This window comes from Bradyrhizobium sp. CCBAU 21365 (assembly GCF_015291305.1).
GTDB classification, from domain to species: domain Bacteria; phylum Pseudomonadota; class Alphaproteobacteria; order Rhizobiales; family Xanthobacteraceae; genus Bradyrhizobium; species Bradyrhizobium elkanii.
Genome location: NZ_CP030036.1, coordinates 2,637,796 through 2,659,415, shown reverse-complemented (window position 1 = coordinate 2,659,415; position 21,620 = coordinate 2,637,796). Strand labels below are relative to the sequence as shown.

18 protein-coding genes and 1 riboswitch are annotated in these 21,620 nt (G+C 58.8%); of the genes, 13 read left to right on the top strand and 5 right to left on the bottom strand.

Annotation, left to right across the window (positions count from 1 at the left end; translation table 11 throughout):
* Positions 1-10: 10 nt before the first annotated feature.
* From ccoO to XI02_RS12170, 4 genes are all read right to left on the bottom strand, one after another.
* Complete coding sequence (ccoO, locus tag XI02_RS12185) at positions 11-745, bottom strand: cytochrome-c oxidase, cbb3-type subunit II (RefSeq protein WP_194483400.1); 735 nt, start codon at positions 743-745, stop codon at positions 11-13.
* A gap of 8 nt (positions 746-753) precedes the next feature.
* Positions 754-2,406, bottom strand: coding sequence for a cytochrome-c oxidase, cbb3-type subunit I (gene ccoN, locus XI02_RS12180; protein ID WP_026192393.1), 1,653 nt, complete (start codon positions 2,404-2,406; stop codon positions 754-756).
* 67 nt (positions 2,407-2,473) lie between these two features.
* Positions 2,474-2,806 (bottom strand): hypothetical protein, encoded by a 333-nt coding sequence (locus XI02_RS12175; RefSeq protein WP_125459132.1) that lies wholly within the window; start codon positions 2,804-2,806, stop codon positions 2,474-2,476.
* 386 nt (positions 2,807-3,192) lie between these two features.
* Entirely contained in the window at positions 3,193-3,420 is a 228-nt protein-coding gene (locus XI02_RS12170) for a hypothetical protein (protein WP_075968369.1), read from the bottom strand.
* Between the two features lie 248 nt (positions 3,421-3,668).
* On the opposite strand from XI02_RS12170, the gene XI02_RS12165 reads away from it, so the two are divergent.
* The 8 genes from XI02_RS12165 (at position 3,669) to hemN (ending at position 12,354) form a co-directional block, all read left to right on the top strand.
* Positions 3,669-3,959: a hypothetical protein gene (locus tag XI02_RS12165; RefSeq protein WP_125459131.1), complete on the top strand. Its 291-nt coding sequence runs from the start codon at positions 3,669-3,671 to the stop codon at positions 3,957-3,959.
* A gap of 481 nt (positions 3,960-4,440) precedes the next feature.
* Positions 4,441-4,641 carry a hypothetical protein gene (locus XI02_RS12160; protein ID WP_018270235.1) on the top strand — a complete coding sequence of 67 codons (201 nt, stop codon included), beginning with the start codon at positions 4,441-4,443 and terminating at the stop codon, positions 4,639-4,641.
* A gap of 400 nt (positions 4,642-5,041) precedes the next feature.
* Complete coding sequence (locus tag XI02_RS12155; protein WP_016841968.1) at positions 5,042-6,472, top strand: PAS domain S-box protein; 1,431 nt, start codon at positions 5,042-5,044, stop codon at positions 6,470-6,472.
* Positions 6,469-7,074 carry a response regulator FixJ gene (gene fixJ, locus XI02_RS12150; protein ID WP_016841969.1) on the top strand — a complete coding sequence of 202 codons (606 nt, stop codon included), beginning with the start codon at positions 6,469-6,471 and terminating at the stop codon, positions 7,072-7,074. The genes XI02_RS12155 and fixJ overlap by 4 nt, the downstream gene beginning before the upstream one ends.
* Positions 7,075-7,727: 653 nt before the next feature.
* Positions 7,728-8,561, top strand: a complete 834-nt coding sequence (locus XI02_RS12145) for a universal stress protein (RefSeq protein ID WP_016841970.1) — start codon at positions 7,728-7,730, stop codon at positions 8,559-8,561.
* A 492-nt stretch (positions 8,562-9,053) separates the two neighbouring features.
* Positions 9,054-9,737 carry a helix-turn-helix domain-containing protein gene (locus tag XI02_RS12140; protein WP_233475709.1) on the top strand — a complete coding sequence of 228 codons (684 nt, stop codon included), beginning with the start codon at positions 9,054-9,056 and terminating at the stop codon, positions 9,735-9,737.
* A 151-nt stretch (positions 9,738-9,888) separates the two neighbouring features.
* Positions 9,889-10,515: a hemerythrin domain-containing protein gene (locus XI02_RS12135; RefSeq protein WP_035632897.1), complete on the top strand. Its 627-nt coding sequence runs from the start codon at positions 9,889-9,891 to the stop codon at positions 10,513-10,515.
* A 486-nt stretch (positions 10,516-11,001) separates the two neighbouring features.
* Positions 11,002-12,354, top strand: coding sequence for an oxygen-independent coproporphyrinogen III oxidase (gene hemN, locus XI02_RS12130; protein ID WP_026192392.1), 1,353 nt, complete (start codon positions 11,002-11,004; stop codon positions 12,352-12,354).
* A gap of 712 nt (positions 12,355-13,066) precedes the next feature.
* On the opposite strand, the gene metE is transcribed toward hemN, so the two are convergent.
* Positions 13,067-15,412: a 5-methyltetrahydropteroyltriglutamate--homocysteine S-methyltransferase gene (gene metE, locus XI02_RS12125; protein WP_018270234.1), complete on the bottom strand. Its 2,346-nt coding sequence runs from the start codon at positions 15,410-15,412 to the stop codon at positions 13,067-13,069.
* A gap of 101 nt (positions 15,413-15,513) precedes the next feature.
* Positions 15,514-15,717: riboswitch (cobalamin riboswitch) on the bottom strand.
* 1,348 nt (positions 15,718-17,065) lie between these two features.
* On the opposite strand from metE, the gene XI02_RS12120 reads away from it, so the two are divergent.
* The 5 genes from XI02_RS12120 to tnpB all read left to right on the top strand — a co-directional run bounded on the left by XI02_RS12120 (position 17,066) and on the right by tnpB (position 21,542).
* The gene (locus XI02_RS12120; protein ID WP_016841977.1) at positions 17,066-17,914 is read left to right on the top strand and encodes a hypothetical protein; all 849 of its coding nucleotides are present in this window, start codon (positions 17,066-17,068) and stop codon (positions 17,912-17,914) included.
* A gap of 1,147 nt (positions 17,915-19,061) precedes the next feature.
* Positions 19,062-19,256 carry a type II toxin-antitoxin system VapB family antitoxin gene (locus XI02_RS12115; RefSeq protein WP_016841991.1) on the top strand — a complete coding sequence of 65 codons (195 nt, stop codon included), beginning with the start codon at positions 19,062-19,064 and terminating at the stop codon, positions 19,254-19,256.
* Positions 19,257-19,300: 44 nt separating this feature from the next.
* Positions 19,301-19,702 (top strand): type II toxin-antitoxin system VapC family toxin, encoded by a 402-nt coding sequence (locus tag XI02_RS12110; RefSeq protein WP_016841992.1) that lies wholly within the window; start codon positions 19,301-19,303, stop codon positions 19,700-19,702.
* Positions 19,703-20,814: 1,112 nt separating this feature from the next.
* Positions 20,815-21,195 (top strand): transposase, encoded by a 381-nt coding sequence (locus XI02_RS46350; RefSeq protein ID WP_157183433.1) that lies wholly within the window; start codon positions 20,815-20,817, stop codon positions 21,193-21,195.
* Complete coding sequence (tnpB, locus tag XI02_RS12100; RefSeq protein WP_026192390.1) at positions 21,192-21,542, top strand: IS66 family insertion sequence element accessory protein TnpB; 351 nt, start codon at positions 21,192-21,194, stop codon at positions 21,540-21,542. The genes XI02_RS46350 and tnpB overlap by 4 nt, the downstream gene beginning before the upstream one ends.
* Positions 21,543-21,620 lie beyond the last annotated feature (78 nt).

Below are 21,620 nucleotides of genomic sequence, written 5' to 3'. Positions count from 1 at the left end.
AGAGGATCCTTCAGCGCAGATTGGCTTTTTCGTCGTAGAGCTTGAAATCGATCAACGTGCCGAGCATCTGCAGGTAGGCGACGAGCGCATCGAGTTCAGTCGGATTGCCGGCCCTGCCGTCGAAATTGCGCACAGCGGCCTTCGGGTAACGCTCCTGGAACGATTCGACGTTCGCGCTGTCAGGATCGAGTTGCGTCTTCATGTCGGCGACAGCGTTCTTGATCTGGTCCTCGCTATAGGGGACGCCGATCGCCCGATTGGTGCGCAGATGTGCGACCATGTCGGTCAGGTCGACCTCGGTGTTCGCCAGCGACGGATAGCCCGGCATCACCGATTGCGGCACGATCGCGCGCGGATTGGTCAAATGCGTGACGTGCCATTCATCGGAATATTTCCCGCCAATACGTGCGAGGTCCGGGCCAGTCCGCTTCGAGCCCCATTGAAACGGATGGTCATACATGCTCTCAGCGGCCAGCGAGTAATGCCCGTAGCGCTCGACCTCGTCGCGTAACGGCCTGATCATCTGCGAGTGACAGACATAGCATCCCTCGCGTACGTAGATGTTGCGGCCGGCAAGCTCGAGCGGCGTATACGGCCGCACGCCGTCCACCGCCTCGATCGTGCTCTTGAGGTAGAACAACGGCGTGATCTCGACCAGGCCACCGATCGCTATCACGGCAAGGATGCCAGCGATTAAGATGATCGAGTTCTTCTCAAAGATCTTGTGTCGGTTCCAGAGCGACATGCGATGACCTATTCCGCGACCTGGAGCGCTCGAGCGTCCTGGATTTGATCAGCTTCCCGCGCATTCACCGTCATCCAGAGATTGGCGGCCATGATCAGCGCGCCGATCAGGAACAGTGCGCCACCCGCGGCACGGATGATGTAGAAGGGATGCATGGCCTCGACCGACTCGATGAACGAGTACTCGAGGAAACCGAGCGAAGTATAGGCGCGCCACATCAGCCCCTGCAGGATGCCGGACACCCACATCGCGGAGATGTAGAGCACGATCCCGATCGTGGCGATCCAGAAGTGCCAGTTGACGAGCTTGAGGCTATACAGCTGTCGATTCCAAAGCCAGGGAATCAGACAATACAGCGCGCCGAATGATACGAAGCCAACCCAGCCCAGTGCGCCCGAATGCACATGGCCGACCGTCCAGTCCGTGTAATGGCTAAGCGAGTTGACGACCTTGATTGCCATGGTGGGACCTTCAAATGTCGCCATGCCGTAAAAGGCAACCGAGACCACGAGCATACGAAGTACCGGGTCGGTGCGGAGCTTGTCCCAGGCGCCCGAGAGCGTCATCATGCCGTTGATCATGCCGCCCCATGAGGGCATCCACAGCATGATCGAGAACGTCATGCCCAGCGTCTGCGTCCAGTCCGGCAGGGCGGTGTAGTGCAGATGGTGCGGTCCGGCCCAGATGTAGAGGAAGATTAGCGCCCAGAAATGGATGATTGAGAGACGGTAAGAATAGACCGGCCGTTCGGCTCTTTTCGGAATGAAGTAGTACATGATCGCCAGGAAGCCGGCGGTCAGGAAGAAGCCGACCGCGTTATGGCCGTACCACCACTGAAACATGGCATCCTGCACGCCGCCCCAGGCAATGTAGGATTTCGAACCGAACACCGATACCGGCAATGCGGGATTGTTGCCAAGGTGGAGCACCGCAATGGTGACGATAAAGGCGAGATAGAACCAGTTGGCGACGAAGATATGCGGCTCCTTCCGCTTCAACAGTGTCGCCACGAACACAATGAGATAAGTGATCCAGACAATGGTGAGCCAGAGATCGGCGTACCACTCCGGCTCGGCATATTCCTTCGACTGGGTGACACCGAACAGATAGCCAGTGCCTGCGATCAGAATGAAGAAATTATAGCCAACGACCACAAACCATGGCGCCAGATCGCCAGCCAAGCGGGTGCGGCAGGTCTTTTGCACGACGTAGAACGAGGTCGCGATGAGCACGTTTCCGCCGAACGCAAAGATCACAGCCGATGTGTGCAAGGGCCGGAGCCGACCGAAGCTCGCCCAGGGCAAATCAAAATTCAGTGCAGGCCAGGCAAGTTGCGAGGCGATCAGCAGACCGATGGAAAAGCCTGCAATGCCCCAGAACATCGCCAGCACCGAGGCGAATTTGATCGGACCGAGATTGTAGTTCGGTCGGCCATTGATCTGCGCCGGCGGTAATTGCGCCGGCCGTTCGTAGTAGCGATTGAGGATGACGCCCGTTGCGGTCAGACTGGCGGCGGAAGCCAGCAATGCGTGGAAGGTAAACGCAGAATCGTGCCCCATCGCTCCGGCGAAAAAGAAGACGTAGGCAGAAACTGCAAATACCGACATCAGGCCTGCTTCACCCATCGTCGTGGATTTCGAGGCAAAGGATGGGCTTGTCATGGCTTGGCCTTCTTTGAAAGCGGGATGCTTGGGGAATTATTTCCGGCGAGCTAAGCGATTGGGTTCATCAATCGCAAAAGCGCTGCGGGAGGCCGTCGTCGACCTCACGACCGAGCGCGCGCAGGGTTTGTTCGTTGGGGCAGTCTTTCAGCGGATTTCGATAGTTCCCTGTTTGGAGGTTGGCGACGCAACGGGCTTTGGCCTGACATAGGCCGCATACTCGCTGCAGATCGCGCAGTACGTCGCCATGGCGGGCGGCAAGCGCATGCTCGGAAAAACCGGCAAGTGCGAGGCGCTTGCTCAAGAGTTCGGGAGAGCCCGGACTTTGTGCCAGGGTTCGAAAAGCGGATGTAGACAGATTAAGCTCGCGCGCGATCGCATCGATGTCCTGCGGGCTCAAGCAAGCCAGCTCGGACGTCCGAGACAGGCTCGCTCGCAATCGGCTGAGCAAATTCCTAAACCGCCAAGGACTACCGATATGTGCAGGTTGGCTGACCATGTGTCATGTCCCTCGAAGCAGCCATAGCTGCTGGAGGCAGGTTTGTTTTTGACCTGCATCAAATGTAAGAGCAAATCGTTCGATCCGGATCGCTCTACCCCGGGGCGCCTGCGAGACTGCGCCGAGGCCCATTTCGTGTTGCGGGCAACAGCCCGCCTGCCGCATTAGCGACAGCATCGCGAGCTCCTTCGAATCGACTCGGCGCGATGTTTTAAAAGATCGCGCTTGAACTCGCGGATTGACCATCGCCATGAAATTCGCAAGGACCTGCGCTAGCCGAACTCAGGCTAGCCGCCCCATGCCGGGGGCAACGCAGGCGGGGTTCGAAGCTCCATCGCATCCGCGAAAATGGTCCAATCGCGGACACCTTTTTGCTTGCAAAAGTCGCTCTCCGCTTGCTGTGCAGCAGCACTCAGCGATGCGGCATCGACCTTGAACGCTGCCTGACAGGCACGATGCTCGTGGCCGGTATCGTCACAGACGGTCTTAATGAAGCGAACGTTAAATGAAGGCATGACTACCCTCTTGCGGTGGGTTTGCTTATCCGTGCCTATTCTGCCATTAGCGCGCGGAGAGTATTTGATTTGTCTCAAGCAGCATCCAAAGTAATCGGTCACTTACCGTGACAGAGACTGTTCTGACGCGTGCTGGCGGCCCGGCATGTCGTTAGCCAGACCTGCGTCCCCGTGATCGTGAGCAAATGGGGCGAACCGCCCCTATCTCGCGCCTGACGACCCACCCTGCCGCCGCAATGGCAAAGCCGATGACCAAGCTCGCCGCAGCCAAGGTTTCGATAAGGCCAAGGTTCAGGGCTTCCGCGCCAAAGCCTATGGCTGCGATCAGCGCCGGCAAGACCACCGACAATGCGAGGCGAGCAATCACTAAGGGTCTCCTTTGCGCCTCTCGCATCATTGATGACACGTGTGTCATGGTCCGATGCGCGTCCAGTGCGCTTCAACATTCGCATGATTGCATCGCCTCTATTTTGATTTCCATCAATCCGGCCGTTCCAGGGCTTGTCGGGATCAAGGCGCGAGGCGAGCAAATCATCTGAACGGGAACATGTTTGGCCCCTGTCCTGCTCGCGGCAGCCATACGCCGTCGGTCGTTCTAGACGCGCATCGCTTTTTTTGACCTGGATCAATACTTCAGCGGCGGCCGAGCGATAGAAACGATCTCCAGTCAAGGTCAGACATATGGCTCACAGAAAGACTTGGCGCCCCATCATCTTTTCGTGCTCAAATACGGGCGACCGTGTTCAAGCACTGCTGCCGAACGACGCAGTCGAGCCAAGCGCCAACGACCTGCACCCGGTAACCTGCATCGCCTGCGATGGTGTCCACGTCATCGACCCGCGGACCGGCCCGACGCGCGGGGCCGAGCGCAGCTAGCCGATCCGTCCCACGACCGACGCCGTAGCAAGGAGATGTCCCACCAACAAAGGATGTTCGATATGACAGGCCACGGCGAAACTCGCTCGGCGAGGGGCTCAATTGTGGGCCGCGGTCCAGTCCAGTTTCTGCAAACACCCGATCATGACCAACCGGGGAAGGCTTGAGCAGGTTCGAATCAGTTCGACCGAAGGTGGCAAGGTGCTTCGTAGCATCAATCCCGATATTTGGATCGGCAAGAGGGCCATGACCCAGCACGATGGGTTCGACGATGCCTCCGCCGACAGACCCGAGGCGGCGACTGCTGCGATCGAACCGCGCGCCGCCTGCGCAATATTGGGCTGAACCAGGTCGCGGGGCGGACAAGCGATGTGGTTCGTACTGTCTGAAAGGTTACTTGAATTTGTCAGTCGGCGGCGATGAACACCGTCCAGGATCTAATGGCAACGTGACGTGGGAGCGGATCGAGACGGCGCCCTTCGATCGCGACCTTGAGATTGGCGTGATCGAGGGTAATACCATTCATCGGCTGGTCTTCCCTTGCCGCCGCATCTTTGGCGGCTGGATCAAGGCGAAGACCGGAGAACACGTCGCTGTGCAGCCCACGCACTGGCGCATTTGGTTCAAATAGCGATGGCTATCCTGCAACAATATAACGGCGCGAATTGACGCGCATCTGCCTCCGGTGGCCCTCCCGCGGCCAAACGATGTAGGATCGATCTCATAAGAGGGTCTGCCGGCAAATATGTCCGACCACATCTGGTATCGCTATGGTACTGCCGCGGCAGCCGCCGCGCTCGCCCTCGTGCTCCGCGCGGCGCTCAATCCGTATCTCGATGACCGCTCATTTACGATCATCTACCTTCCGGCGATCGTTTTTGCCGCTTTCGCCGGCGGCCGCGGACCAGCGAGCTTCGCGACCCTGCTCTGCCTCGTCATCAGCGCGGCATTTCTTGGGAAAAGCCTCATCACCGTTTCCGCAAACATGATCGATATTGCCGCATTTGCGGTACTAGGTCCCATGCTTGGCTTCATGGGCGACCGGCTGCGGCAGGAATCGGAGCAGGCGCGGTATCGGCAAGCTCATCTGCAGTCGATCCTGGACACCGTACCGGAAGCCATGATCGTCATTGACGAGAAGGGTATCATTCGCTCGTTCAGCGCCGCGGCAGTGCGTTTATTTGGCTGGTTGCCGGACGAAGTGGTTGGAAAGACTGTATCCAAGTTGATGCCGCAGCCCTACCGGGCCGAGCATGACCGCTACATTGAACGTTATCTGACCACCGGCGAGCGGCGCATCATTGGCATCGGTCGCATCGTGGTGGGCGAGCGGAGCGACGGCTCGACCTTTCCGATGGAGCTTGCCGTCGGCGAGGCCAAAGTGCGCGGCGAACGCTTCTTCACCGGCTTTATCCGAGACTTAACCGAACGGCGGGCGCAGGAACGGCGGCTGCAGGAGCTGCAGTCCGAACTCGTCCATGTGTCGCGGCTAACAGCCATGGGTGAGATGGCATCGTCTATTGCCCATGAAATCAACCAGCCGCTCTCCGCCATCACAAACTATATGCGCGGCGCAAAGGCTCTGCTGGCGTCAGACAAGCCGAACGCCAATCGCATTGGTGATGCACTCGAACACGCCGTCCAACAGGCTCTGCGCGCCGGCGATATCATCAAGCGCTTGCGGGAGTTCGTTGCCAAAGGCGAGACGCAGCATTCTGTGGAAAATCCGCTCACGCTACTTGAAGAGGCTGTAGCGCTGGCCCTGCTCGGCGCCAAGGAGCAAGGCGTGCGGGTGACAATGCGCAGCGACCGCGATCTGCCGTCAATGATCGTAGATAAGATCCAGATCCAGCAAGTCGCTCTGAACCTGATACGCAACGCGATCGAGGCGATGGCTTCCTGTCCGCGCCGCGAATTGACCGTCGGAGTCAGCAAGGTCGATGGTCTCGCCAGGTTTACCGTTGCTGATACGGGTTCCGGTATCAGCCCTGATGTCGCCGACCGCCTGTTCCAACCCTTTGTCACGACGAAGGAACACGGCATGGGTGTTGGACTATCAATCTGCCGGACAATCGTGGAATCCCATGGCGGCCACATCGTGGCGGAAGCAAATCCGGGTGGCGGCACGATCTTTCAGTTCACGCTGCCATTTGCGGACGTCGGTGAAGAAGCATGACCGGGCGGCGCATTCTTGTGATCGACGATGAAGCCGCGATGCGGGATTCGCTGGCGTTTCTGCTTGATATTAGTGGTTTCTGGGTAGCAACCTACGAGACCGCGACCGAGTTTCTCAATGACATTGCAAGCGGTCCGATCGACTGCGTTGTATCAGACATCCGCATGCCAGGAATGAGCGGCCTCGAACTGGTCCGCAAGCTGAAGGCCGATCGCCTCGACTGTCCGGTCGTCCTGATAACCGGTCATGGTGATGTATCACTCGCAGTTGAAGCGATGAAAGCGGGTGCGGTCGATTTCATCGAGAAGCCGTTCGAGGATGAGGTGCTGTTGCGTGCCATCAACGCTGCTTTGGAAGCGCGGCCAACGAAGCCAGACGATGACGCAGCGAAACTGCAGGCAGAAGGGCGCCTTGCCGACCTCTCGTCGCGCGAACGTGACGTCCTGCAGGGACTATTAGCCGGCAAGATCAACAAGGTAATCGCCCATGATCTTGGCATCAGCCCCCGGACGGTCGAGGTTTATCGCGCCAACCTGATGGCCAAGACCAATGTACGCAGCATGTCTGAGTTGATGCGGATTGCCATCGCCGCAGGATTCTAGCAGGGGCGCGAGCGGCACGGTCCAGGCGACGAACAAGGGCTCGAAAGATCTTGGAGAATTCGTCCAGGAATGATCCTCAATCGCGAGCATGGCGCGCCTTAAAAACGCATTGTCCAGCGGAGCCTTGAGCATAGGCCACAGACCGGCAATGGAGAAAATCAAGACGAGCCCAGCGAACGATGCACCCGCACGTCGCGCTGCGCCCGCTCTCCGTCTGCGACAATGTCCTCTCATGTTGCTGATTGATCCCCCGGCAGCCGTTGGAGAGGCTTGAGCATTGGCGTATTCGGCTTGACCGCGGACTAACCAGCCGCACATCATCTTCCGTACTGGCGATCCTCTCAGTGTACCTGTTGTCGATGAGGGTGAATGTCGAGCAGGCAACGGGGAGAATCGACGGCATCCGCGATCTCGGGCCGCCCCCTAATCTGTGCAGCAAAAATCGCTGTGCACGAATCGTGCAGGATTCGCAGTTGACATGAGCGATGCAACACATGCCATGCTGCTTCTACTTGGCATCGGACTCTGCGCGAACTGTCCGTGGCCGGTTTGATCCTGCCTAACTAAATCGGCGAGCGTATGAAGCAGATCAATTGTCCGGCCCAGATTTGTGCTCCGATCGGCAGCAATCCTTTCACGCCCGGAGAACGGCAATGTTCGGGAACATATTGGTCCATCTTCCCACGGAGCTCCCGGTGCGGGCCGCGGTGAACGGTTCGATTTCCTTCGCACTGAGCACGGGCGCGCATCTTGACGTTGTGGCCATCGGTTATGAGAGGACCATTATTCCGCTCGCCGCACTCAGCGGGGTGGCCGTCACTTCGGTCTTTGAAATCGAGCAGGCGCGTGCGTTGGAGAGAGCCGAAGCGGCACTCCGTGTCTTTGATCTGCGGGCAAGGAGCTCCGGCATATCCTATGCGAGCCGCGCGCTCAGTGCGGTTCCAGCGGAGGCGCGTCGAAGCATCTGCGCCAGCGCGCGAGTGCACGACATGACTATCGTCACGCAGCCCCAGAGCGGCTACGAGAGCTATGACAACGTTATTCCCAAGGACGTCCTGCTCCAGGCCGGCAAGCCAGTTCTGTATCTGCCAAGCGTCATCCACGGCTCTTTTTCGGCCAGACGAATTGGGATTTGCTGGGACGGCAGCCGCCTTGCGGCCCGCGCGTTGCACGACGCGATGCCGCTGCTGCGCGAAGCGGACGCGCTGACCATCATCGCGATGACTGATGCGCACAAGGTCCCGGCGGAGAGCTCCGCCGACCATTTGGGACGGTATCTTGAAAGGTCGGGCCTTCCTGCAAAGATCGTGTCGCTCCCAGCACCCCAGTCGGTACACCGCGCCCTCCTGTCGCTTGTGGCGGACGAAAGCCTCGACCTGCTGGTGATGGGCGGATACGTCCGCTCTCGGCTGCAGGAAAGGCTGCTCGGTGGCATTTCGGGAAATCTGCTTCGTGCAAACGTCATTCCGGTTTTGATGTCGCACTGAAGGCAAGAAATATAGATGCGATATGCCGCCAGATGCGCCCCGGACCCAGTCGATGGGCGCGGGGCAAGGCACCAGCCGCCCGCCGATCTGGAGAACAGGAGCGCCGTTTGTCCCGGCTTTCGCGGGCCCGCCGTCGCTCCATCGACGAGGCGGGGCGAAACCGCTGAACATGCGCCGCGGTTTTCGAACGTTGCACGTAGGCTGCCGGTCTAGAGGAGCGGGACAATCTGGTCACCGCCCACCCGAGGATGCCCGAGCTCAACTTCAAGCCGAACGGCCAAGTCAGAATGCAGCTTCCTCATTCAAACGCGGCTGGTCGGCTTTGAGCCGCATTCGAGATACCGAAAGGCTGCGTCGCCCCCATCGAGAATTCTTCTCACGGCATACGTATAAATACTTAGTGGGTTCTACTTAGGGGAAACATCGAAATTTTCCAGTTCATCAGAAGCGGCCAATCTCCGCTCCATTGACGTTTCGAAGATCGAGTCCGCCATGTACGCTCAGGCCACAAGTATTCACGAGATCAGCCATCATCCGAGCAGCGTCTTGTGCAGGCAATCTCGTACCTATGGACCGTTTGGTATGGTTGCGACCCCGATGCGGTTCGCTCGCAATAGCGAGATCTACGGCGAGGACGAAGCAGCCGAACACCTATACCAGGTGGTATCGGGTGCTGTACGAACCTACAAGATTATGGAAGATGGGCGTCGTCAGATTGGTGCGTTTTATCTGCCCGGTGACATCTTCGGCTTTGAGGCCGGAGACAGCCATATCGCTTCGGCGGAGACGGTCTGTGAGACGCACCTTTTGATGGTGAAGCGCAGCGCCCTCATCGTTCGCGCCAGCCAAGATTGCGAGCTCACAAGGCAGCTCTGGGACGCGATGGCGCTTGAGCTCCGCCGCTTTCAGGAGCATCTGATGCTTTTGATCAGCAGCGCTGAACAGCGGGTCGTGGCATTTCTGCTCGATATGTCTCGTCGTACTACGAAGAACGCTGCGATCGAGCTGCCGATGTCACGGCAGGATGTTGCCGACTATCTTGGCTTGACGATCGAAACGGTCTCGCGCACCCTCACTCAACTCGAGCAGAATGGCGTGATTGCCTTGCCGACCTTGCGCCGAATCGAGTTACGTAACGACAAACTGCCGAGCCACGTTGCACAGAACTTGGGCTAAGCTCAAGAAGCGCTGTGAAATGCGCGGACTTCCTTGCACCGATCAGCGCCGACGGATCGCAGCACGTGAACGACACCCGAACATCGGCTTGGGCGATCGCGCACAGATGGCAGGATCGCTCGCTTACATTGTTCCGCCCTGGAGCACCGCAATGATCATCGATTTTTTGCTTCGAGAGCATCGCAATATTGACCTACTTCTGGTCGCCCTCCAACGTGAATTGGAGATCTTTGAGCATGGGGCCCGTCCTGACTATGAGGTCATTCGCGCGATTATCAGCTACTTCGAGGTTTACCCGGAGGTGTACCATCATCCTCAGGAAGATTTGATTTTCTCCAAGCTTAGAACTCGCGATCCGGATGCGGCTGCAATCGTCGGCGATCTCGCGCATGAACACCAGGAAGTCATCGACCGCCTGCACCATTTTGCTCAAGCTATCGATGCTATCCTCGCGGATCGTGAAATCCTTCGACAAGACGTCGGTAACATCGTACGCGACTTTATATTGCGGGAGCGGCACCACATGATGTGGGAAGAGCGAGATTTCTTCCCCGCCGCCGTCAAGGCTCTATCGGCTGAGGATTGGACGGAAATCGCTTCCGCCCGCACTGATCATGGGGATCTGCTGTTCAGCGAGACGGCGGAAGCGACTTCCGATGCACTAAGAGCGCATATTCTACAATTAGAGCAAGAAGCTGAAGCCGAACGGAGTTCGGTGGCGTTTTCGTCCGCAATGGCCGGCAAGCCGCCAGATGGCGCCAAAGCCGATGGACCGTAATTGATCACTGACTCTGCACGCCGGGCCGTGCAGGTCATGCTCATCTCATTGAAATGAAGGTGACAGTCCTTCTGGCGCGTACGCCGCGCGCGGCCAGCGCGACATCCGCGCCCGATGATCACTTGCAGCCGGTCCCTTCGCAAACAGCACGGCCGGGGTCCGGCTGGTCCCGTGACGTGAACGTCGCGCGGGCAATTGGCAATACCGCTCGACCAGCGCCCCAGTGATATTACGTAATATGAGTGCCCCTTACGTCCACCGACCGACCGCGATCGATCGTTGCGGCACTGCTGGACCTCTTCTTGCCCGGAAGAGGGCAGGACCTTCATCGCGATCCAAAGTGCGATGCGTACGTTGCCGGCATGCCCTACCAATCTTGGCTTTAGGGCCGCTATCGCCATCAACAACGCGGATATTTTGAGCCAGCGCAAAGCCTATCCGCCGCGTGTCCGGTAATCGGTTGGCCAGGGAAGAAAGGCACTCTGAATGCGACCGGACTTGGCACAAGCCTACGGGCAGCAACGGCTGCCGCGCTACACCAGCTATCCGACGGCCCCCCATTTCTCAGCTTCGATTTGCGAATCCGACTATCAAATGTGGCTCAAGTCGTTGGGCGCGCAGCAATCCGCATCGATCTACGTGCACGTGCCGTTTTGTCGACGCACGTGCTGGTATTGTGGCTGCCACACTTCTGTCACGAAGCGCCAGGAGCCGATCTCGTTCTATGCAGCGGGACTGCGGACCGAAGCTTACCTCGTTGCAGAAACCCTTGGCCGACGGCAACCGATCACTCATATCCACTTCGGGGGCGGCACCCCGACGATCATGACACCTGAAACGTTCGCTGATCTGGTCGGTTCGTTGCGCCATTCATTCGCGGTCCTGCCTGATGCCGAGATCGCCGTAGAGATCGATCCACGCATGTTGAGCGAGCCGATGGCCGAGGCTCTTGGCTATTGCGGGGTCAACCGGGCGAGCCTTGGTGTCCAGAGCTTCGATCCAGTTGTTCAGCAGGGCATCAACCGTCTGCAGAGCTTCGGACAGACCGCGACCTCGGTCGATCGGTTGCGCCGTGCCGGCGTCGAACGTATCAATTTCGACCTGCTCTATGGCCTGCCCCGGCAGACGGTCGCTTCGTGCCTGGATACCGTCGCCAGATGCCTCGAGCTTCATCCGGACCGGTTTTCGGCCTTTGGCTACGCGCATATTCCTTCCTTCAAGAAGCATCAACGTCTGATCGATGCGTCCACCCTGCCCGACAGCATTGCGCGCCACGTCCAATCCGAAACGATCACGGAAGCTTTGGTTGATGCGGGATATGTCCGCGTCGGAATCGATCACTTCGCCCTACCGGACGACAATCTCGCCCTGGCGAGCCAGGAAGGCAGGTTGAGGCGCAATTTCCAGGGCTACACTGACGATAGCGCGGACACCTTGATTGGTCTGGGCGCCAGCGCCATCGGCCGTATGCAACAGGGCTTTGTCGCGAACGCCGTCCCGACGAAGGACTACCTCGCTCGCATCAGCGAGGATCGGCTGGCCATCGCAAAGGGCTATTTACTGACTGACGACGATCGCTTCCACGCCGAGATTATCGAACGAATCATGTGCGATTTGACAGTCGATCTTTCCGAGACATCCCGTCGTTACGGCCGGGATCCAAGCTTGGCCGTCGTTGATCGTTCTCGCCTCGACGGCCTTATCGCCGATGGCGTCGTGGTGATGGATGATAGCCGGCTTTCGATAGCCGGTGGCGCAGAGTTCCTGGCCCGGAGCGTCGCATCGATCTTCGACGCTCACCTTACTCGGAGCGGGGCTACACATAGTCTGGCGGTCTAAACCAGACGAAGCCGAACCGAGCCGTTTCAGATCCGAGTTCGACATCACCAAACCGGTTTATGCTCTGGATCGCGAGCAGTCGCGGCGATCAAGAGCACGCTGATCGGCATCCCGTTCGCCGGCTCTTCGTCGAGCCGCACAAGATTTCCAACAGAGGTTGGTATAAAAACTTGACTAGACCAATGACTAGCTGAAGCGGGATCAATAGCAAGCCGCAGATTGCATTGGTCACCACGATAAGATCCTTGCTGTGCGCGTTATCGTATGGTCCCGTTGATCGAGCCCATCGTTTCCGGCAGAAAAGCGTACCAACGTGCGCTTGGTGCCCGTCCATGATCGCCCGGCACGACCGCCCCACATTTCTCGGCCCTGCAGAGCGTTGCGAAACTACTCATAAGTGACAAACCTTGGTGTAGATTTCAAATCTAGGCTATATCGGCCGCATACCAGGGCATGATTGAGCTACGCTGAGCTTGCGCCTTAACTGGGGTCAGATTTCGGCGGATGTCCCCGCCGTAATCGAACCATCGGCGCCCTCCTTCCGCCGATGGAAGTCAGCACGTTGCCTAGCAGCGTCGCTCCTCCCGGACACACTTCCGCCCGGCCGCTAAAGGCGGCCGGGCCTTTTTCTGCTCACCAATGCCTCCCACAATTATCGAGCCCGCAAATCGTTGACAGGCGACCGGCCTTCTCGACGAAAGACCAGACCAGGTCAACGGTCGGCTGGAGTGGATGCAGCGCGTAGTTCGCGGGCGGCGGAGACCATGTTCACCAGCGCCGGGCGAACCTCCTCCCATTTGCGCGTCTTCAGACCGCAATCCGGATTGATCCAAAGTTGCGAATCCTGCAGCCGCTTTCGAGCCAAAGCCACGAGCTCTTTCATCTCGCTCGACTCGGGCACGCGCGGAGAATGGATATCGTACACACCCGGCCCGATTTGATTTGGATATTTGTAGTTCCGAAACGCGTCGAGCAGCTCCATTTTCGACCGCGAAGTCTCGATCGAGATGACATCCGCGTCCATTGCAGCAATCGCATCGATGATGTCGTTGAATTCCGAGTAGCACATGTGGGTATGGATCTGGGTTTGATCGGCGACGCCCGATGAGCAGATGCGGAAGCAATCCCCGGCCCACTCGAGATAAGCCGTCCACTCCGATCGGCGCGGCGGCAATCCTTCGCGCAGCGCAGCCTCGTCGATCTGGATCATGGCTGCACCAGCATTTTCGAGATCGCCGACTTCGTCTCGGATCGCGAGCGCAATTTGACGACAGACCTCGGCTCGGGGAATATCATCGCGAACAAACGACCAGTTCAAGATCGTCACTGGTCCGGTCAACATCGCCTTCATCGGCTTCTTGGTTAGCGATTGCGCGTACCGCCACCACCCCACGGTGATCGGCTTCGGCCGTGAGACATCGCCAAACAAGATCGGCGGCCGGACACAGCGCGAGCCATAGGATTGTACCCAGCCATTTTTGGTAAATGCGAAGCCGGCGAGTTGTTCGCCGAAGTACTGCACCATGTCATTGCGCTCAAACTCGCCGTGCACAAGCACGTCGAGGCCAATGTCCTCCTGCCAACGTACGGCACGCGCAGTCTCTTCCTTGAGGAACTCGTCGTATTGTCCGTCGTTCATCGTGCCTCGCGCGTGCGCTGCGCGGGCATTACGAACCTCTGCAGTCTGCGGAAACGATCCGATCGTCGTTGTCGGAAACGCCGGTAGTTTGAAGCGCTTGCGCTGGATCTCGGCACGGCTGGCAAATGGACTGGCGCGCCGGCGCGTGGCCTGGTTGATCGCTCTCATCCGGATGGCGACATCGGCATCTCGGATCTTTGGCGAAGTCCCACGATCGGTGGTGACGCGCTCCGACTGCGCAAGAGCGCCAGCAACATCCTGATCGCCTGCAAGAGCGCGCGCCAAGGTCGCAAGCTCGCGAATCTTCTGAACGGAGAATGCTAGCCAACCCTTGATGTCTGAAGCGAGCTCCGTCTCGAGTTCAACATCGACCGGCACGTGAAGCAGCGAACAGGATGGAGCGATTTGTATGCGATCTTTGCCCAGCTTCGCGATAGCGGGATCGAGCCGTTGGCGCAGTGCCGACAAATTCGTCCGCCACACATTGCGGCCGTCTATCGCGCCGAGTGACACGACGAGATCACTTCGCTTGGCGGTAATGATCTGGTCCAATAACGCTGGCGCCCGAACCAGGTCGACGTGCAGCCCGGCGACAGGTAGGCGCAAGGCGGTGGGAAGATTGTCGCCGAGGCCACCGAAATAGCTGGCGACCATGATCTTGATGGCCGGCCCTTCCTTGGCGAGCCGGTCATAGGCATGTAGCAAGGATTGTCTTGATTCCTCATCCAGATCAAGAACCAAGCAGGGCTCGTCGAACTGAACCCAATTTGCCCCGCGTTTGGCCAATTCCTGCAGAACCTCGATATAGACCTGTATCAGGTCATCCAGGAGTGACAGTGGCTGGAACGCAGGATCAGCACTCTTGCCTAGCTTTAGGAATGTGACCGGGCCGATCAGGACAGGGCGAGTCTGAAAGCCAAGGGCCTTGGCTTCCTCATACTCGTCGATAGGCTTGCGAGAGGACAGCCTGAAAGTCTGTCCGCGATGAAATTCCGGGACCATGTAATGGTAGTTGGTGTCGAACCACTTGGTCATCTCCTGCGCGGGTGCGCCATCGCCGCGAGATCCGTGGCCGCAACTCGCACCCCGGCCGTCGTATTGTGAACCGCGTGCCATGGCGAAATACGTCTTGAGGGAAACGGGCTCGGCTTTCGAGGCGTAGACTTCCGGGATGGCGCCGACCATGACACTGGTGTCGAGCACCTGATCGTACAACGAGAAGTCGTTCGACGGAATCACGGTGACACCGAGGGACTTCTGGCGCGCCCAGTTCGCGGCACGTAGGCCGGCTGCGTCCTCAAGCAACTGCTGTTCACTAATTCTTCCGGCCCAATAGCCTTCGAGTGCGACTTTGAGCTCGCGTCTTGGACCGATGCGCGGCGTTCCGAGCGTGGCAACCGGAAGGGAGAGAAGAGACATAGCGCTAACCCCATGTTGGGGGCAAAGGCCATGGCGGACGCAGGCAGGAGAAGTCGCCCGAGCGACGGCTGCTTGGCGCACCACCGGGACACCCCGCCCGTGGATGAATATTTTGTCGGGGCAGGTCTCCTGGCTCGCGGGTCATTGCCGCCGTCCGGCCTTCCCGAAGCCGCGCGGGCTTCAGTGACTTTGTTGGACAGTGGCTCACCGCTCACAGTTGCGGGGGCAGCGCCGGCATTGGCACCGGCTTCCCTCTTAGCTCCGGATCAAACGGAAACCGGAGAACCTCGACGACTTGGATTATCGGCAAGAGAACTCGGCCGTCAACCTCTCAAATTGGTGCTGCGACCTCTCTTACGCGAATGCTCCTCCGAGGCCACGCTTGATCGCGACGTAGAAGCCATCTCCAGTCATAGGATATCGGAATGACCATCTCGGAGACGCATTGGCGTCGGGCGGCGGGTCAGATCTGTGCACGAGACGAATGCGCCCAGCACGAAGAAGCTCACGGCGCCGCGCAAGACGCTTGTCATGCGGCCCGGCTTTTGAACGATTCATCGAGCACGCTTCGATGCGCCCTCCCTTCTCCATTAATAACCATGGATCAGTGGCGAATACGCGCAAGAGGTATTCGCTTAATCCAGCAGCGTGCTCAGCGGACGTGTCGATGTGCGACCAGCCAATCCTGGTAGGCGTCACGCCGACGTTTTGGTGATACTGGCCAAAGCAAGCATATTGAATCACCACAACCAAAAGAGACCCTCGCAATGAAAATGGCTGTTTGGAGCGCCCTCGGCGTCTTTGCTGCTGCCGTCTTTACTGTCGGTCTGTTCGGCTGGATGGCAAGGCCTTTTATGAGCCGCCCCGTCAGACAGATGCTCTCGGAAGTGTTGAGTAGTTCGAGCCGAAGCTAGCAAGACCTGAGGCTTCCCTCTTGCCGGTCGACACGGCTGCGTGGAAGCGCAGCTCCTTGAATGTTGACTGCAATGACGAGCAGGTAGACGACGGCCCCTAACGTTGCGCGAGCGGAGAATGCCACGTCTCGTCCCCTGCTTGATCCGTGAAGTTCCTTAACATCGATTCCAAATCGCCCGCCGCTGAAGGGCGGCTCCGCGTTGGTGTAGGCCGCAAAGTGCCAAGCACAACAGGCTGGGGCGCCCTCGACATTCGTAGTAGCGGCAACGCCCCCGGATCACACGGATCGATGGCGGCATACCTGCTCCCAATTGTCGTCAAGACTCTGGCAGCGAGGCATTCGCCCGCTGTCGAAGATTCAGTGCGTGACAAGAATCATTCACGGAAGTCGTGGCGAATAGGCTGAATGGTAACATTAGAACGTGCGTAGGTCGGTAAGTCGACAAAGACAGCACAAATCTGCCGCGAACTGCCGGTTATTGCCTGGCACGAACAATGCAAGTCCTCATCATGTCCAGGCTTCTCCTCCTGGGCAGGTCCAGCATTGCAAATTGAGGCTTTGGCTGACCACTGAAGTTAGCGGCGCGTGACATCGAGGGACGGCGCCTGCTCGCGCGGGACATCGGCAGGCGCCTGCGTCACGTTGCCGCTAACTTCTTGCGATCTGCGCAAAGCACGCTGAGGAAGACGTGCCGCTTTGGATTGACGTGTGGATGATAACCAGATGAGCCGGAAGCAATGAAGAAAAAGTCTGGAAAGCGCGTGCTTTGGTTCTGTATCGCTCGGTCGCTGATCTGCCTGGCCGGGCTGGCGGCGACGAGCAACAATGTTCGCGCCAACGACCACACGCTTGTCGAAAGGGTCAAGTCAACGTGGCGAGCGCAAGATGGTGAGACTATAGAACAAATCATTTCCAAGGTCTCGAAGGTGGCTCACTTTGTGCCTCGATCGTGGGGAGTCGCTGAAGGAATTGACCGAACAGAGTACGTTTATTTTTCATGGACCAGGCACCCGGACAACAGATCAGACGAACAGTACGCTATCACTTGGAAGATCGCGACTGACGGGACGATTAAACTTGCATCGACATATGCAAAGCCGATTGAATTGGGCTGGCGCGCCTTGGCGCTCTCGTTGATCGCCAGTGAGGTTACAGATGGCGAAAGGGACGCGAATCTTCACTTTCTGCATGATCCGGCCAACTTCAACTTCGTGACGACTGCGCAAGGCAAGCTCGGCAATCTTCTGCGGCACGGCCGCTGCCATATCATTGAACCCGTTGTAGTGGATTACGTGTCGAAACCCAATGCCAAGCCGACCGAGAAGGGCGATCTGTGGCGCGTTCTGCTTTTGGTGAACTGTAACATCCCAGGCCCCCATTATTTTACCCACAACGGCGTCATCACTTTCGAGAAGAGCGAGGGACAAGATTGGGAGCCGCAATCTTCCTTCGCTAAGCGTATCGCGGCCTATCCTCCAGGCTCCTGGTTCGATCGGATAGAGCCAAGTGAACGGGAAGCAATAGAGAGGGCGCGAAAGGCCTCGGCCAATGGTCACACAAAGCAAGATCGCGGCGCAGCTCCTTGACGCTGAGCGCCTCGGAGTAGCAGCAAAGCACACGCGTTCGGAAGCGCTGACTTGTCCTGTAACGTTTTTGCGACAAACCGCCAGCCTCTCGCAGCTCGTCATAGGGCAGTACCGTTGCTCTCGGCCCATTCCGCGAAGCAAGCGATGCCTTGACCAGGCGCGCACGTGCCAGCTTACGAGAGCCGGTTAGCCCTCCCCGCTCACATGCAGCGAGCGGACGCCAATCTGCGACGCGGCCAGCTCTAGATCCATTCTTCGGGGGAGTTGGCCTAGCGATGCTTGCGGCCCCTGCTCTGACCAGGCGTGCGCGCAGCGCATCGCTTCAACGGACAATGGCACCCGCAGGAGCGTGACGCCGAAGGCGGCACGCGGGAGCGAGTGCAGCGACGAGACCGGTTAAAAGGGTACCCGGGAACGGGGCAGTGATAGCGACGCCGGCATACCTCATGGCGGCGGGCCCTTTCCCGAGTACCCCCGGCGAGGAGTTCTGCAGCCATGCTGCGTCGGATCGACTGCAGAATTGGGACGGAAGATCTAGATTTCCTCACGCGGATCGTTTGCGCGTCGTAAATCCTGATCTGAAGCATGCTTCTTTCGCTCTTCCCCACCCGCCGGGCGCCGTCTCTCGTTACAAATTCGGCTTTGAGTCGGCCGTCCGCTTCAAGCCTGTAACAAGAGCTCGGCAGTTCACGGCTGCCCACTGCGCCCCTGGATCGCGATGGCCTTCCGAAGGTCGGACGCCTTCTCCGCGCCGACGGAGCGCTCGATGTTGTCAAATTCGCTAAGCCTGGATCGCTCTGCCTTTCGCCGGCGTACCCGATCGTCTGACCACAAAGTTCGCGCAGCTGAGCCACTCGCTATCGTGCGGAGGCGCCGCCTGGTCCCTATGCATCAAGACTTTTGAAGACCGGGCTGACCGCATAGATCGGACCGAACACGGCCTGCAGTCCTTCGGTGCCAGATCCCGATTTAGGCCCGACCGCAGAGCTCGTCGTTGCTGCATGAAACCGGACCTGCAAATTGGTGGCTCGTCTCTCTCGCGACCCATTTTGCGACAAATATAATTGTAATATCAATTAGAGCGTGGAAACGCGCCCTTGCTAAGGTACCTAAGTATGGACACCTATATACCTGAGCAGAGGTACCCATGGCCTACAACATTAAAGACCGCGACACTGACCGGATCATTCGTGAACTTGCCACCCTCAAAGGCAAGCCGATCCTCGATTGCATTCGCGAGGCTTGCGAACATGAAATTCAGCGTGAACGCCTAAAGACGCCGCTCTGGGAGGTGCAACCGCTGCTCGACCGCATCGCACCCGCGCTCCCAAAACCGGCCTGACCGCCGATAAGGCATTTTTTCGACGATCTGTCCGGTGATGCCTGATGATGATCGATGCCTCAGCCCTGGTCGTAATCTTGCTACGCGAGCCAGACGCGGCTGAGGTCGTCATGGCAATTGCGGACGCCAAAGCGCCGTTTACCTCACCATCGCGGTATACGAACGATCTGTGCTCTCATGCGCGTCAACGCATGGGGTGCGCCGGAAGCGGAGGCGGCAGTGCGAAAGTTCTCGACGCCGGATCCATCCGCGTGTGCGCGATTGCCGACGGCATGATATCGACCGCCGCCATGGCATTCGATCGGTTCGGAAACGCGCGACATCCGGCTCAGCTCAATCTTGGCGACTGTTTCGCCTCTGCCTGCGCCAAGACCTATCGCGCGCCACTGCTGCACAAGGGTGACGACTTTCCGCGAACCGATCTCGAGCTGGTCTATAAAGGATAGACCGCTGGCAACGTCTGCACGATTACCCCGAGGTCCCTGCCCTGCCCCAAATTCGCGGCGCTGATGCCAGCGGCCGACGAGCGGCTTTCGGAAAACTCCGATCCGCGACGGCTGGATCGCACGCAGATCGTTCGTGCCGGTAGTGTCGGAGTCGGCGCTACCGGCCGCCGCGTGGCCTTCCAGATCAGGGGATGCAGCCGTCGTGACGGTTGAGTTCCAGGGCGCCCGCGTGGAGGTGCGCGGGACGCCTGGCTTCGCTGCGTTGAGTGATGTGTTCATTGCGGTCCGACGGACACGTTCATGCTGACGCCACGCGGGAACCTCATTCGCAAGCGAGGGGCGCACGGGCGCTTGTCCGTCGTCACAACGATACCCAGGAAAAGGCGAAGGTGTTTGTTCGCGGGCTCACAGTAGCCTTTCCGGCAATCAAAGTGTCAGCACGGTCGACATGATCGCCGGCCAACCGTCAACTGGCGGGATGGGCAGCGTTCTACAAGTTCACCGATTCACCACGTACCAATTCCGGCGCATCGACCATGTCGTATTCTGAAAGATAGCGCATTGGAGGGCGCACAAATACCGATCTCGCATCAAACCTTTGATGCGGAAATGGCCCCCCCCCGGAACCGGGCAAGTTGAAACCTGGCTCGTGTTCAGTCGGAATGAGCGCGGCGGGCCGCACGGAAATGCACTTCACTGGCTTGTCTCAAGTCCGAAGGCGGAATTCCGGTGGCGCAATCCGTAGGCACCGAATACCCCTTCTCTTCCGTAAAACAATTGCGCTTCATGCTCTGGCCCTCGTCGTGTGGCCAGAGCGCACTTCAAGCTGGATTGAGCCCACGGGATGCGGCAAATGAGGCAGGCGCACCCCAGGCGCGCACTGCAGTCTACGACCATCGTTCGCGAGAATCAGGGAAGATAGACGAAGTGTGTCAACGTGTCCTCACCGGTTAAAGGTGAGCGTCATCCGGTGACCACGCCCTGAGGGCTGATCTGGTCGGCTAGGAAGACCTCGTGGATTGGTTTTTCACGAGGTCACCATGTCAAAGGATAGTTGTAAGGATGGCGCTAAGGATAGGCATACGGCTATCCTTGAGGACGGCTCTAACACGTTGCAGCGCATCGAGATCATCACGGGGACTGGCCGCCGACGGCGCTGGTCGACGGATGCGAAAGCGGCGATTGTTGCGGAGAGTTTCGCGCCGGGTGCAAGCGCTTCCGGGGTGGCGCGGCGGTACGACATCAGCCCGGGCCTGTTATTTCTTTGGCGTCGTCAGGCAACGCGGGCAAAGGTCGCGGCGCGCAGGGATGGAGGCGTGGCACCAGGCTTTGTGCCGGTCACGATTACTGGCTGCGGCGGCAAATTGCCGGTATGCGAGGAGCAGGGGGCGATTGAGATCGAGGTCGGCGCGGTTCGCATCCGTGTCGTGGGAACGGTCGACCGGCGGGCACTCTGCGAGGTGCTGGCGGCAGTCGGGACGGTTGGCCGATGATCGGGCTCCGACCTGGGTTGTCGATCTGGATCGCGACGCAGCCGGTCGATTTCCGTCGCGGCATGGACTCGCTGGCGCTGCTGGTGAGCGAGGCGTTTGGAGCCGATCCGTTCGACGGCGGGCTGTGGGTGTTTCGCTCCAAGCGCCGAGATCGCGTGAAGATTCTGACCTGGGACGGAAGCGGCCTTGTCCTTTACTACAAGAGAATCGAGGGGCAGTTCACCTGGCCGCCGATCAAGGAAGGCGTCATGCCGCTATCTCATGCTCAGCTCTCGGTACTGCTTGACGGTTCGGATTGGAAGCGTGTGCCGATGCGGGTTGTGGATCAACCAACACGAGCTGGTTGATCATCGTCAAGAGTAGTTCGTCATTCATGCAGAGCTGTAGTAGAAACACGCTGCATGATTGATTTGCCTTCTGATCCA